The 14,423-nt window shown below is 36.9% G+C and carries 6 protein-coding genes; all 6 read right to left on the bottom strand.

The annotated features are described in order from the left end of the window. Positions 1–56 precede the first annotated feature (56 nt). The 6 genes from pglX (FAY30_RS13725) to helD are packed head-to-tail and all read right to left on the bottom strand — an operon-like array spanning position 57 to position 14,294. Entirely contained in the window at positions 57–3,521 is a 3,465-nt protein-coding gene (pglX, locus tag FAY30_RS13725; protein ID WP_149870408.1) for a BREX-1 system adenine-specific DNA-methyltransferase PglX, read from the bottom strand. A 57-nt stretch (positions 3,522–3,578) separates the two neighbouring features. Further along, positions 3,579–7,076, bottom strand: a complete 3,498-nt coding sequence (pglX, locus tag FAY30_RS13730) for a BREX-1 system adenine-specific DNA-methyltransferase PglX (protein ID WP_149870409.1) — start codon at positions 7,074–7,076, stop codon at positions 3,579–3,581. A 14-nt stretch (positions 7,077–7,090) separates the two neighbouring features. After that, positions 7,091–10,639, bottom strand: a complete 3,549-nt coding sequence (gene brxC / locus FAY30_RS13735) for a BREX system P-loop protein BrxC (protein WP_149870410.1) — start codon at positions 10,637–10,639, stop codon at positions 7,091–7,093. A 19-nt stretch (positions 10,640–10,658) separates the two neighbouring features. Next, positions 10,659–11,198 carry a DUF1788 domain-containing protein gene (locus FAY30_RS13740; RefSeq protein ID WP_149870411.1) on the bottom strand — a complete coding sequence of 180 codons (540 nt, stop codon included), beginning with the start codon at positions 11,196–11,198 and terminating at the stop codon, positions 10,659–10,661. Positions 11,199–11,215: 17 nt separating this feature from the next. Further along, a complete protein-coding gene (locus FAY30_RS13745) occupies positions 11,216–11,812 on the bottom strand; it encodes a DUF1819 family protein (RefSeq protein ID WP_149870412.1) in 597 nt (198 codons plus the stop codon). A gap of 25 nt (positions 11,813–11,837) precedes the next feature. Further along, the gene (gene helD / locus FAY30_RS13750; RefSeq protein WP_149870413.1) at positions 11,838–14,294 is read right to left on the bottom strand and encodes an RNA polymerase recycling motor HelD; all 2,457 of its coding nucleotides are present in this window, start codon (positions 14,292–14,294) and stop codon (positions 11,838–11,840) included. Between the last annotated feature and the right edge of the window lie 129 nt (positions 14,295–14,423).

Consider the following 14,423-nt stretch of genomic DNA (forward strand, 5'->3'; position numbering starts at 1 on the left):
ATTGTAAACTAAAGCGAACAAAAATGGATAGAGTCCTTGCTCTATCCTTCTGGAACTCACTTAATCTTTGCAAGTACATTTTGCATCATTGCGTAGTTCACAACGACACCATCATCAAGATCAAGGAAAATCCGCCTATTCGCAAGCTCTGCCAATTTCCTGTCAAAGTCAATTAACTCTTCTTGCTGGGCTTTGATCGTTGACAGATGTTTGTCATAACGTTTTTTCGTCGCAGCCGAAAGGTTCGGGTTCATGAGATCTTGTTCCAAACGTTTTTGTTCCTGACGCAATTTTTCCTGCAGGTTCTGAACATAAGAAAAGCGCATTGTTGCCAATGTTTCTGGCGTATAGCGATGCAAGTAGAACAAGGCACGGAAACCTTTCTTGTTTCCTGATTCCACCATCCAGTAAATTGGCCGTTTTTGATAAATCCTGTAATGATCGGCATAAAATTCATCAAAGAAATACCGGCGTAGGCGCTCTACAGGAGTTTCATTTGCTTTCATGACCAATGACTCGGCCAGCCAGCGAAGATTTTCGGCTAAACTCTCTTGTCCGAAAATAAGAACTAACAACTCTTGAAGTCTTTTTACTACATCGTCTTCAAAATACTCCGAATCTGTAAGTGGAATAATTCCATCTGAATCCGGTTGGAAGGACGTATATTTTCTGGCATCCCAGTTGCCGCCTGCAAAAGCTAATCCTGCTACATCTAAAGAATAGCGTCCCATCATCAGACCGATACAATAGGAAAGGAAGCTCCTTGCATCACGTCCACGATCTGCAAGTCTTACGCTTATCTCGTCATCCGTGACCTTAGGAGTTAATTCATCTTGTAAACCATACAAATCAATGAAGAATTGATTTAAGGATTCTTCATTTTGCTGGAGTTGCCGGAATTGGTTTTCAGAATGTTTTTCCCAGTTTTCATAGCATTTCTCTAATTTCGTTGCCTGTTGATTGTATGTTAGGAATGGATGTTGTTTGAAATCCCAAGATGTTTCAAATGAAATCCAATCATTTTTGGCAAGATGAATATTCTTATCCACGATATTTAAGGAGTTTGTATCATTTAATTTAACAGGAATTCTTGCAATAATTCCTTGGTCAAAATTTATTGTTGAAGACAATTGTTGTGTGAACATACTTGTTAATTTAGAGTTCAATAACCCTAATAAAAACTTTAAATACTTATCAGTGAAAACCATCATTCCCGCATTGCTAAATATAAAACCCTTTGGCGAATAACGAACTGAGAATCTCGAGCTAGAAATCGCCGTCCATGTTAACCCTTCCTTAAAATAATATTGGGTATTTTGCGGTCTTGATTTAAGTTTCCCTTTCGAATCAACAAAGTTTTTAATTTCCCATCCATTATTCTCCCAATTCACAACATAATCCTGGTTGCCGTACCATTTCCTGTATTCCCCGCCCTTATTATAAGGGAACCATTTTCTTTTACCTTTACATGCATCCTCATTGCTTTCATAATGAAATCCTATTTTATCTATTATTACCTCGTACCATAAACGTATGAAACGATCATTATCACTAGTTTGAAGTCCAACTCTTGGCTCAGCAATTTCCGCTAATTTTGGATTGTTTTTAAAAATGTTCCGTACTTGTTTCGAACTCCAAAAGGCAAAAGGTGAACCTGGTATGGAATAAAAATCTTTACTATCCGAGGTATAGCGATATGATACAGCTTTTTCTACGGCTTCTCTAACTTTAACAGGCTGAATCTCTGTTCCCTTAAATCCCTCTAAACGTATATACTCTCCCTTTGTGTTTCCTTTCTGGTTTTGAATAACAAACGTACAAATAGGTACCGTTGCTTCAGAAAATGCTGAGTACTCTAATTGGATTAGACTTGAGATACTTTGATTAGCAATAATATATTCTCTTAATTTTTCATGAGTAGCGATAAACATCCATGTAAAAGGAGTCATTAAACCGGCAAAACCATAATCCGTTGTCAATTGAATAGAACGATAAATAAATGCCGAATATAAGTCTGACTTATATTCTTTATAATTATCATTCAAAAAATTCTTTAAAATTGGATTATATTTATTATGATAAGGTGGATTTGTCACTACTGCCTCGTAATTTACTGCCAGAAGATATGCTTGCTCTATTAACGGAAGTAAGTTCTCCTTTATTTCAATCAAAACGGCTTCCTCTAGCAAGTTAGTTGCCTCTATGCTAGATGAATGAATGAAGTTCATAAACTTCAAATAAAAAGAAGCAGCTTCTTTCGGAACAATAAGTGAACCGAATTGTTTTGCATTTTCAAATTGTTTTTGTAAGGAAGTAATCCAGCCTATATCACCCGCTTTATCTGCCATAAAGCGGGTTGCCTCTTCAGATAATGGTTTACTATCGTTAAATTCAAGAATGTTCAGTTTTAAATTAGTTGCCTTTTTTAAGAATCTTCGGTACTTTTCCTGCCCCTTCATCATTAATGCAAAGCATGCGATTTGGACAGCCCGTTTATCAATGTCCATCCCATATAGATTTTTTTCAATAATTAACCTTGGAATATCACGCTCTGAATACCCGGCTTCCAAATACATATCATAAAGTAAATCAAATGCATAAACTAAAATATGACCCGATCCACATGCAGGGTCAATTATTTTTATTTCCTCTAAAGATGCAATGCTCGGTGTTGGCAATCTTTCAGATGATTTTAAATAATACGCCCATTGTTTAGCAAGTTCATTGTCGGGGTTCCAGTGATCATACAGCTTACCTAAAGAATTTTGAACCATATACTCTACAATCCATCTGGGAGTAAATAACTGGGTAACAACAGGTAAGTCTTCTTTTTTTACTGCATTATTTTTTAGTCCGCCAACTTGTTCTTTTTTCTCTGACATATAGTACTGATAAAGCCATCCGATTACTTCTACCTCTTGAAAATCCTCTTCTGCCAATTCGGTCACTAATCTATTGATTAGGGAATCTGCATGCAGCAATGACTGCTGTAATAATAACTCCGAGTAGTCGGCTAATTTTTCGAATAAAAACGGCATTATCTCGCTCAGTTCATTACATTGGGCAACTAATAGCTTTCGATATGCTTCTTCTTGATTCCCTTGGGTAATTAAAGATGCTAATTCCTGTTTATTAACAGATAGATCCGTAAACTGATATTCCGTTAAAATATCTGGATCCACTTTCCCTTTCGTTTCACTGGATAACACGCGAACTTTGGAAGGAAGATCATTATGAACTTCCATAAAGCGAATCGCAATAAGCCGGTTGAACCATGTATAGGCCACCTCTTCAATCACATGATCGTAACCTTTTGTTTTTAACTCAGTTAATAACTTCTCAATTCCTTTTTTATAGGTAATGGGGTGTTTTATACCATTTACTTCTACATAGTCAGCACCAGTTAATAGTGAAGGAATGCTGTTTTCGGTAATTCCAAAACTTTGTGCCCGAAGTGAAATTTGATTCCTTAACTCATTTCGAGCATAAACCGCAAATTCTCTTAAAGCCTTTTTGTTCATTTCATCACCCAATTTTGGAATTCATTTTTAGAGAATTGGTCAAGGTTAGCCTTGACCCTATTTTATCTTAGCTAAAACCGTTTTTAGCTTTTCGTAGTTAGCCGCCACACCATCATCCAAATCAAGCATGATCCGCTGGTTTGCGACTTCCGCCAGCTTCTTATCAAAGTCAATCATTTCTTCCTGTTGTGATATGTTAATTGTCACCTGTTTTTCATAACGCTTTTTCATTGCAGCTGAAAGATCCGGATTCACAAGGTCTTGTTCTAGACGTTTTTGTTCTTGTCGTAGTTTTTCCTGCAAGTTTTGTAAATAAGAAAATCTTATTGCAGCCAACGTTTCGGGAGTGTAGCGATGTAAATAAAACAAAGCACGAAACCCTTTTTTAGGTCCCGATTCAGCCATCCAGTAAATTGGCCGTTTTTGATAAATCTTACAATGATCAGCATAAAACTCATCAAAGAAATAACGCCGCAACCGTTCCACCGGCGTTTCATTTGCTTTCATTGTAAGCGACTCAGCAAGCCAACGAAGATTCTGGGCTAACGAATCCTGTCCAAATAGGACAACTAACAGCTCCTGAAGACGTTTAACAACATCATCTTCAAAATACTCTGTATCTGTTAGCGGGATAATGCCGTCTGAATCTGGCTGAATTGTTTTATACTTACTTTCATCCCAGTCCCCACCTGCAAAAGCTAGTCCTTCAACATCTAAAGAATAACGCCCCATCATTAGACCAATGGTGTATGACAGAAAAGACTTTGCCTCTCGTAATCGATCAGCGAGCTCACTGGTCACATCTTCGTCCTGTACTTCTGAAATTAACTCATCTTCAAGCTCATATAGTTTAATAAATATTTTATTTAGTTCTTGCTGGTTAGTTTTTAGCTGATTGAACTGTTTAATTAAAGATTCTTCCCAATTGTTGTATATTTGTTCTAATAAAACGAGACTTTTCCTTGATTCCAATAATGGATGACTTGTAAAATCCCAGGAAATTTCAAAGGAATCCCAATCAGTCTTTGACAATTGAATACATTCATTTATGACCGGAACAGGCTCAGAATGGGAAATAGGTTTAAATGGCAAGGAACCGATATTCCCTGGCTGAAAGTTTAATGTTGGATTGATAGCCTCAAGATAATGGGTTGCAACTTTAGAATTAAGAAAACCTAAAATAATTTTATCGGTCTCTTCATCTAGTGAAGTTAAAAAAGCATTAGCATCATCATACAAGAAACCTGGGAAGGAAAATCGTGCAGAAAATTTATTCGTTGTTATTTTATTCCACAGGATGGCAGGTTTGAAAATATAATCTAAATTATGGTTAGTTGATCCCACCTTATATCCTTCACTTTTCATATGTAATAACTCATATCCATCATTTTCCCAATTTACGACAAAGAGGTTGTTCCCGTACCACAGCCGAACTTGTCCTCCCTTATTATAAGGAAACCATTTTTTCTTCGATGCTTTTGCTTCTACACGGCTTTTAGCATCTTTATTAAACCTTTCATAAGATACTTCAAACCAATATCTAATAAATCGGGGGTTATCTGCAGTAACCATACCTTTACGTGTATTACATACATTTGATAATTTATTATTATTATAATTTTTTAGCATTCTCTCAGTGACCCAATACGCAATCGGAGACCCGGGGATTCTTTGGAAATTATTCTGCTTTGCTTGATATTTATTCTCACCTAGCAAAAACATTTGTTCCTTTTCATGCGTATTATTATATTTCACTAATCTATAATAAAATGCAATATGATCAGGGATCCTGATATTTCTTAAAACTAAACAAGTATTTTGAACAACTTCTCCCCCAATTTCCTCAAATGTTCTTGGTCCTAAATGAATCATTGAAACAATCGTTTGAGTTTTGATCATTTTTTTTCGTAAAGTCTCAAAACTACTTAAAAACATCCACGAATGTTGATTTATAACTGCATGAAATCCATTATATTTTGTAAATAACTTGCACCGCTCAAAGAAGACTGCAAATAAATCGATTTTAGAATCTGGGTAGTATTTTTTCACATAATCATTCAAAGCTTCATTCATCCCTTTGGTAGCCATATAGGGAGGATTTGTAACGACTACATTAAATTCACTTGTAAGGATTAAAGCTTGTTTTAGCAAATTATCTATTTTACTTAATTGTTCAAATACTACAAAGTTTTCCAATGTTGGATTTCCCGATTCTTTAAGTGCTTTAACCTTTTCGAGATACTTTTTAAAATTTAGATTTTCTGGTTTTAGAATGGAGCCGTAGTTTTTTGCATCGATAAATGTACGAAACAAACTCGTTAACTCGGATTTTTCACTATGATTTTCTCCGATTAATTCCGCTGCTTGGCTTATATTAATTCCATTTGACTCTTCAATAGAAAAAATATTCAATTTCGGAACTTCGCGGAAAATCTTTTTTGTTTTCTCGCGTGCCTTCATTAAAAGGGCAAAAGAAGCAAGTTGTGCCGCACGATCATCGATTTCAATACCATATAGGTTTTTTTCTAAAATTTTGGTTGGGATTTCCTTTTGTGAATAACCCCTTTCTTCATAAATTTTATATAACAGGTCAAAGGCATAAACTAAAATATGTCCTGACCCGCAGGCGGGGTCAAGAAAGGTAATTTCCTCTGGAGTTACGTTTGAATAACGCAATTCCTTTAGTTTTTTCTGAACGTCCATTTCTTGTTCTGCAGGTTCAAGATAATATTTCATTTGCAAATTCAAATCGGACCCTGGATAAGATTCCAACCACATTTGTCCTAGTGAATTTTCTACCATGTACCGAACAATCCAATGTGGTGTAAATAATTGTGTGACTGCCGGTATATTTTGTTTTGTAATTTTTTTGTTCTTTTTTAGTCCAGCAAACACTTCATCCTTTTTTTCTGATATGTAATATTGATACATCCACCCAATTACTTCTACATGCTCGAAATTTTCATCTTCTAACTCTTTTCCCAATTTATTAATTAGGGAGTCCGCATGTAGTAAAGACGCGGGTAATAATAACTCTGTGAAGTCGGCCAATTTTTCAAAGAGGAAAGGCATGATTTCGCTCAATTCATTACATTGTGCAACAAGTAATTTTCGAAATGCTTCCTCCCGATTTCCTTGCGTTAATAATGATGCAATATCATCAGTATTCACGGGCAAATCTGTATACTGATATTCTGTTAGAATATCCGGGTCTACCTTCCCTTTTGTTTCACTGGAAAGGACTCGAACTTTAGAAGGGAGATAATTGTGAACCTCCATAAAACGAATGGCGATCAGACGGTTGAACCATGTGTAGGCAACTTCTTCTATGACATGGTCATATCCCTTTATTTCTATTTCTTTAAATAATTTTTCAATTCCTTTTCTATATGTAAGTGGATACTTCTTATTATTTATTTCAACATAGTCTGCACCTGTCACAAGCACAGGAGAGCCTTTGGGCGTGATCCCAAAGGCTTGCGCTCGAAATGCGATTTGGCTGCGAAGTTCGTTCCGTGCATAGACCGCAAACTCTTTTAATGCCTTTTTGTTCATCGCATAAAGTCTCCTTATTTTTTAATAATAACCGTTTGACCAGTGCTTAATTTTCTTTTTATTTCTGTTTCCAGCTTATACAGCCATTGCTTTAAATCTTGATCGTTTTTCACCTCATATTGACCAGTGGGCAAGACTTCTGAAAGTAATTGGGCAGCACTTATTTCAACAGGATCTTTTTTACCAATTTTTCCGATGTAATCGATATACATTTCTCTTACTGTTTCCTGTAATCTACGATAATCATTGTTTGCCATTTGCGTATACGTATAAACACGGGAAATACTTTCCAACTCTCGCATTTGTTCGACACGTTTCTGTAGTTCTGCCAATTTCTTTTGCACAACTGCTTTAATTTCTTCAATTTCGTTGTACTGTGATTGTAAGCTTTCCATATCAATACGAATGGCTTCTATCTGTTCCAGCTGAGTGCCAATCTCTCGTTTTACAAATTCAGACAGGCCATACTTCAGTTGTTCATTTAAGATGGGCAAATTTGGGATTTGCTTAAATGGGTTGTCGCTTGTTAACACCGAAATAATGTTATTTTTTACATTCTGAACATCCACATCATGCTGTGCCACATCTAAATCATCACGACGTTCCTTTAGCAACCGGACACTTTCATCAAAATGACGAATCGCATTGCCATTAAAGAAAGAATTCAAATGCTGAACTTCCTCTAGCCAGTCTTCTAAATCCTCATCTAACTCAATAAATTCATCCACAAAGTTTTCCTGTTTTGCAATGGACATCAGTTCAAAAAGACTGTTTTTGATTTTTGAAAGCTTCATACCGCCGGGATATGGATACTGTTGATCTTCCCGTTGCTTGATTCGTTGCATGTCATCGATTGGTTGATTGAAATGGCTCTTAAGCTGTTCTCGAACTGCTTTGGCTACTTCATCATATGTCTCACCTATCTCATAGAAATTGAAGAGTTCACGCATTAACTCGATCACGTCTTTACGTACTCGTGGCGGCAGCCCAATTTGTGCTTCAATGATGACCTTCTCTCTTTCTGATGTCTTTGTAATTCGGCCAATAAACTGAGGGTGCCCTGCATCAAAACCTTCATTTAGATAGCTAAGCTTTATTTTTTTCTTATAAAGTGCTCCAGCCATCAATCCGGCAATATCATTTTCGCTCCAGCCATACGGAACTGCTCTGAATTTCTCCACTAAGGATTTTAACGTGATCACCTGTCTGTTACGGCTTTCCTCAAGATATCGAATCATTGCATCATAAGCCAAATAATTCGCAAAAGTACCGTCAAGTCTACCTGGAAGTCCATTCATGGCCCACTCGTAAATGACTTCATTTGCATTTTTTATGGGTATCGGTTCATCAATGTATCCCAAATAACTATACGTATTTCGGACAAGAATCTCAAAAGCACTTTGAAGTTGATTTTCTAATGACCCCTTGAAATCATAATCTTGACCTTGAATGAAATATTTTGCATTTGCAGACGCTTCAATTAATGCTTCCCTTGCCTTCTTTTCAAACTCACTGACCTGTTGGCGCTTTTCCTCTAAAATTTTCTTTTGCTTATCCGTTAAGCTTGTCGAAATCTTCTTATTGGCATAGGACTGAATTTTTTGAGCATATTGCATTGGCTCGTAAAACTTTTCCGCATATTCATCCGGAATATACATGATCATCGTCCCCGAGTTTGCATCTGCCCTTGCTTGTTCTGCAGAAACATCTCCCGTATACACCTGCAGCGTTAACGCGTTTGTTTTCCCACCGCGATTGTAGGTATCAAATGCCTTATTAAACTCAAAATCATGCGTTTTTTGGTAGCGGTATGACCGCATCAGGACAATTTCTTCAAAGAACACCCTACCGAGGGCATCGGTAACATTTGCCTCATTTACATGTTCGTTTTGAATTTCTCGGTTAATTTCTTGTTCATCATCACTTAAAAATACAAATGTCCTGTCTGCATTTTCCGCAATCAACAAATTATGACGAAGACGGATTAAGGATTTTGTGACTTGCTTTTCCAGGTCGTTCTTAATACAATCAACGCTGTCAACCAGCAAGGTTGTAATATTTTCAACTGTCGCTTTTACTTCATCAATTCCCTTAATCATAAATAATACTTTCAGCACTTCAACATCGAAATCACCAATATCTTCACGTTTCCCTGCCTCAATTATGGTAGAAGACACAGAGGTACTCAAAAACCGTTTGACGGTTTCATAGAATTGCGAGAAGCGTGCAAGCTGATTCGTGTCTTCATCCATAAGTTGAATGGCCACTTCCTGGAAGGCATTTAACAACGAACGTTCCCCTTGTGACAAGTGGGCGCCGGCTTCTCCCTGGCGGCGAACTTTATTGAATACGCGCTGCAAGAGCTCTACTTGGTAGGGGACAAATGGATAAATGGCTGCATAATCTTCCGCATTTTTATAACCATTTTGCAGAACGGATTTATCTTTTTCAAATGTTAGCGTGTTATTTAAACTTTGACCTACTTGGTCAAAGTCAATCTTTAAACGATCTGCTGTAGCAGGTGTTTTTTCTAACAGTCGGCGTTTGATGACTTCGTCAGTATTTGAACTTGTCAAGTGAATTTTCGTTGCAAACCTGCCTTGAATTTTCGAAAAGTTTTCAGTTCCTTTAAATTTTGTAACCGCATCAATTTGTTCTTGTGAGGTAACAATGACCCAAACCTTCCCTTGACAATGATTCCCTAAATCCTCCGTAATCGTTTGCAGGTTTAACATTAAGTCTGAATCATCCCCAATGTACTGGCCAATTTCATCAACCAAGAAGGTAAGCCGGAAATCTTTACCTTGACTTTCCACATGTTCGGCAACCAGCTGTGCAAATTCATCCGAACTGATTTGATAATTTTTATTGGATGCAGACAGGACTGTTGCTGCCGTATCATTGGTATATCCTAATTGTGTTAATGCCTCGACAAATGATTTTTTCTTAAACAAAACGCGGGCGCGGCTGTCAGCCCATTTTGAACCATCTATTTTTTCAAACTGCTCGACAAATTGACTGTAGACACCTTCTTCCGTCAACTGTCTCTCGAGATTAGCAATCCAAGGAGTAGAGGAATAGCCTAGGTATTCATTAAATACTTTTAGAAACACTTCCACAATTGTTGCCTTTTCTTTTTTCCCACCAGCCGATTTAGAATCGACATTAAATAAAATCGCATGGCTGTTAAATCCTGCTGATTGATGAAGAATATTTAAGAGTTCCTGGTCTTCCGTCTTATCAATGAAAAAGTCAATCGCTCTTTTGCCATAAACGGTTTCATTATTTAATAGATATGATAAGATTTTCAGGAAGTGAGATTTACCGGAACCAAAGAAACCGGAAATCCAAACTCCCATTTTCGTTGTCTTATTTTGAAAGCTGTAAGCATAATTTTTAAAGAAATACGTCATATTTTCGCTGATTTCTTTTGTCATGACATATTCTTCTAATTCATCTTGAATGACCTCTTCATCGCGCTGGCCGGCTTGAACAACCCCATTAATTTCACGATCAATCTCTTTTTTAAATAATTCTTTAATGGAAAAAGCATCCTGTAACAAAAGTCTTCCCCCTTTATTTCTAGATTGAAAATGCCCGGTAATAGCCGTTTGATTCAAAGCGATTAAACAAGCTCAATCCTTGTCCAGTGTATTCACCGGGATAAAAAACAATAATTGGTGTATTTGTCACTCGAGCGTGCAATTGGTGTAACAGTTCGTTTGTTCTAACTAATGTAAATACGCTTCCAACCCCTGTAATAAATATCACCTGAGCATCCTTGGCCTCTTCTGCAATTTGTTCTACTATGTGTTCCTCTTCAATAGATGGACGAATTGCTTCAAATAATTCTTCTGTTCCTTGTTCCTCTTCAAATTGCTTTAATCCCTCTAGGCCGCCAATATCTTCAAATAAATGAATAATCAAATCAAATAAGTTCAATACTTTGATATTTATATGGGTCTTATCTGTGAAATACTTAATGGATTTTCTAACCATCAATTCATCCTCAGGATTATAATCAAATAGGAAATACGGAACCTCATTTCCCAGTCCGCGCATGTTTAAGAAATCATCCTTTTGAATTTCCTCAAAAAAATGATTCAATTTCTGTTGAATCATTTCTACTTACCTCACTATCAATCATTTAATGTTAAAACAATTAAGTCTTGGCTTTGTGAATGTTGTTCCACATAATCCCTTAAGTCCTTACTTAAAGAAATCGGCTTAATTTCATATTCTTTATCGTTTTTAACAAGCAAGTCTGCGTCTACTAGTATTTTCAACAAAACCTGCTTGAGCTTATACCTTGTTTTCTCGCTCCAGTTACGGACTTCTTCATATTGCTGTCCTTTTTCCTCGAAAAAAGTCAGCACATTACCTTCCGTTACCGTGTTTTTATACCTTTTTAAGTTATAATGGACGACTTCTAAAACAAAATCATAAGGGAGCTTAAAGCCTTTTAAAAAGGCATATAATAATATGGCGTTACAATCGGATCGCGAACTCTTTAATAAAATTTCTCGTAATCGATTATCTAATTTTTCCGTTCGTTTATACACACGTGGAAATAGATCTTTCATTGCCGCCTCACTGCGGCAATGAAAGAGATTTTCGTCAAATATTTTCTCTTTTATATTCTGTTTTGCTAATCCCTGTAATTGTAAATTAGCAACTAGTTTGACTTCATTTCTATAAAGGTGCTCAGCAGTAAATCCGCCCGAATATACTTTCATTCTTTCTCACAACCCTTTTACCTCTCTACTCTTGCATGCTCCTCTTCAATTCTGCCCAACGATGCCAAACTTTTACCCAAGCGTAGAAATCGTAATAGCGTTCCCTGTCATCATCAAATGCTTCTATTACCATTTCTTCCTCTTCATCCTCAAACAAACGTAATGTTTCCTCCTTCGCCACAACCTTCATCATTTCAACTTGGGGCTCGACATTCGGATTCGTTATATCGGTTATGATCCAATCCTCGAACGATTTTCGGGGCCTTGGGGGTGCATTGGGATCACGGTCCTCCAGCAGCACTGACAAGCTGCCGCGGTAGAATAGATGCAAATCATGGTGAGCACGAGTAATTGACATGTACAGCAGTTTGGCATGCTGCGTCTCGTCCTTAAATGTTTCACTGCTCACATCATGAAGAATAATAGCATCAAATTCCAAACCCTTTACTAAATAGGAAGGAATAATGACAATTTTTTCACGAAGCTCTTGTTTGCCTTCAGAAATCAATTGCAGACCGCCCACATTTCTTCGTTTTAACTGATCAAACGTGTCAATCGCATCTTGTTTTGTCTCTGTTAATATCGCAATCGTTTTATGTCCCTTTTCCTCAAACAGTTTAAAGGATCGTTTCATTTCATCGTAAAGTTCACCGATACTCGCAACCTTTTTTATAGAAGGAATAGCACCTGGACGGTTCACTGGGATGACCAATGGGAAATCATAATTACTGTTCAGCAGAACCCGATTGGCCAAATCCATGATTTGTCTTGTTGAGCGATAGCTTGTTTGTAAATGTAGACGTTTAAATTCTTTTTCTTTAAAAACGTAGGATTCAATTTCTTCCCAACGATCTAATCCATAAAAAGAGAAAATTCCTTGCCCGATATCGCCCAAAATGGTCATCGACTTTGCATAGTCTTTTAAAAATGCAAGCTGGAATGGACTGTAATCTTGCGCTTCATCAATAAAGATGTGCTCATACGATAATTTTTTCCCATTAATCTTGGCATCTAGATAAATAAGAGGGGTAATATCTTCATATGTAAATCGTCCTTGTTTTACTTGACGCCCGCTTTTCAACATAAGACTTAATAATTCCTCATCTAAATCAGAATGAAATTTTTCAAACACTTTCTTTTGAAAAACGGACTTATACATTAACAAGGCCGGAATATTTTCCATCTTCTTCACATATAAAGAGATTTCATGTTCCAATTTTTCTACAAAAAGTTTTAAACGAAGCGTCCTGGCATTTTCTAGAGCCTCGTAAACTGATTTACGAACTTCTCCTTCTGGGAGCGTAACTACCCAGCGGTTATAGGAATCTTCGAACTCCTCATCAATCTTTTTCTTCACTTTTTTTGTTTCCGATTTACTCCAATTGACAATGAACTCCTTTACTTCTTTCATCCGAACATTTAGAGGTAAAGTTTCTTTAGATGTATAAAATTGATCTATGGACTGTTTTGACAAACTGACGTCTTTGTCAATAAAAATATCTCCGTGTGGAATCATTGTAATCCCAATATACTCGACAAAATCATCCAGCATCTTTTTAAAACGAAGTGACCCTTTGTATTTTGATATTTTTACCTTATCATCTTTGTCTGGTGAACCTTGAACGATTACATATTGTTCATGAAGATCGGAAATTTCGTTCACATCGGTAAAGTACGTGGACGCCCAGTCATAAAACGTCCGCTGCTCAATTCCTTCTATTTCAATTTCAGGTACCACTTCACGGATATAGGATAGAAAAATTTCATTTGGCGCAAGAATTAGAATATCCTGCGGGCGAATGTGTTCATGATATTGGTATAACAGATAGGAAATCCGATGCAGCGCAATCGTCGATTTACCACTTCCTGCTGCCCCCTGTACTATAATCGTGTCTTTTAAAGGCAAACGGATAATTTCGTCCTGCTCCGCCTGAATGCTTGCAATAATATCCCGCAGCCGATGTGCTTCTCCCGTATTCGTAAGAATTTCCTTAAGGTAATCATCCATGTATTTTACTTGATTTCCCTGTTCATCCTCAACTATTTCACTCTTACCTATTTCATTAATACTAACAACATTCCCGTCTTTGACAATAATACCGCGTTTACCATGAATCGTAATCGGCTGTGAATTATTACCGATGGTAAAATTGGCTTGAACTCCTTGATAGGCGTTATATAGCTTGCCTAAATCTGTGCGCCAATCCACAACCACAATGTCGCCGTCATTTTCGATTCCCTTTTTACCTATGTATATAATTTCGCGGTCAAAATCATCTTCAAAATCCAGCCGACCAAAATAAGGACTTTTTCTCGCATCTTTCAATAGCCGGTTCTTCTTAGAGGTAGTTTCTCTAATTTGCGCCTCCACCTGGGACGCCACAGGTTTTTTTAGTGATTCATCCGTTTTATGTATAATATTGTCAATTACCTCAAGTGTTTGATTCAAATGCTTTTGCTCTTGTTTCACGGCCTCGGTCATTTCCCATCATCACACCTTACACATTATTCCATTAAAAGTATAGTCTATATTGGTGAATGTTAACAGGTTGTTTATGGATATTATCATAGTTGCTAGCTTTAGTTTACCATTTTTATCATATAAAAATGG

It is taken from the genome of Bacillus sp. S3 (assembly GCF_005154805.1).
Classification (GTDB): domain Bacteria; phylum Bacillota; class Bacilli; order Bacillales; family Cytobacillaceae; genus Neobacillus.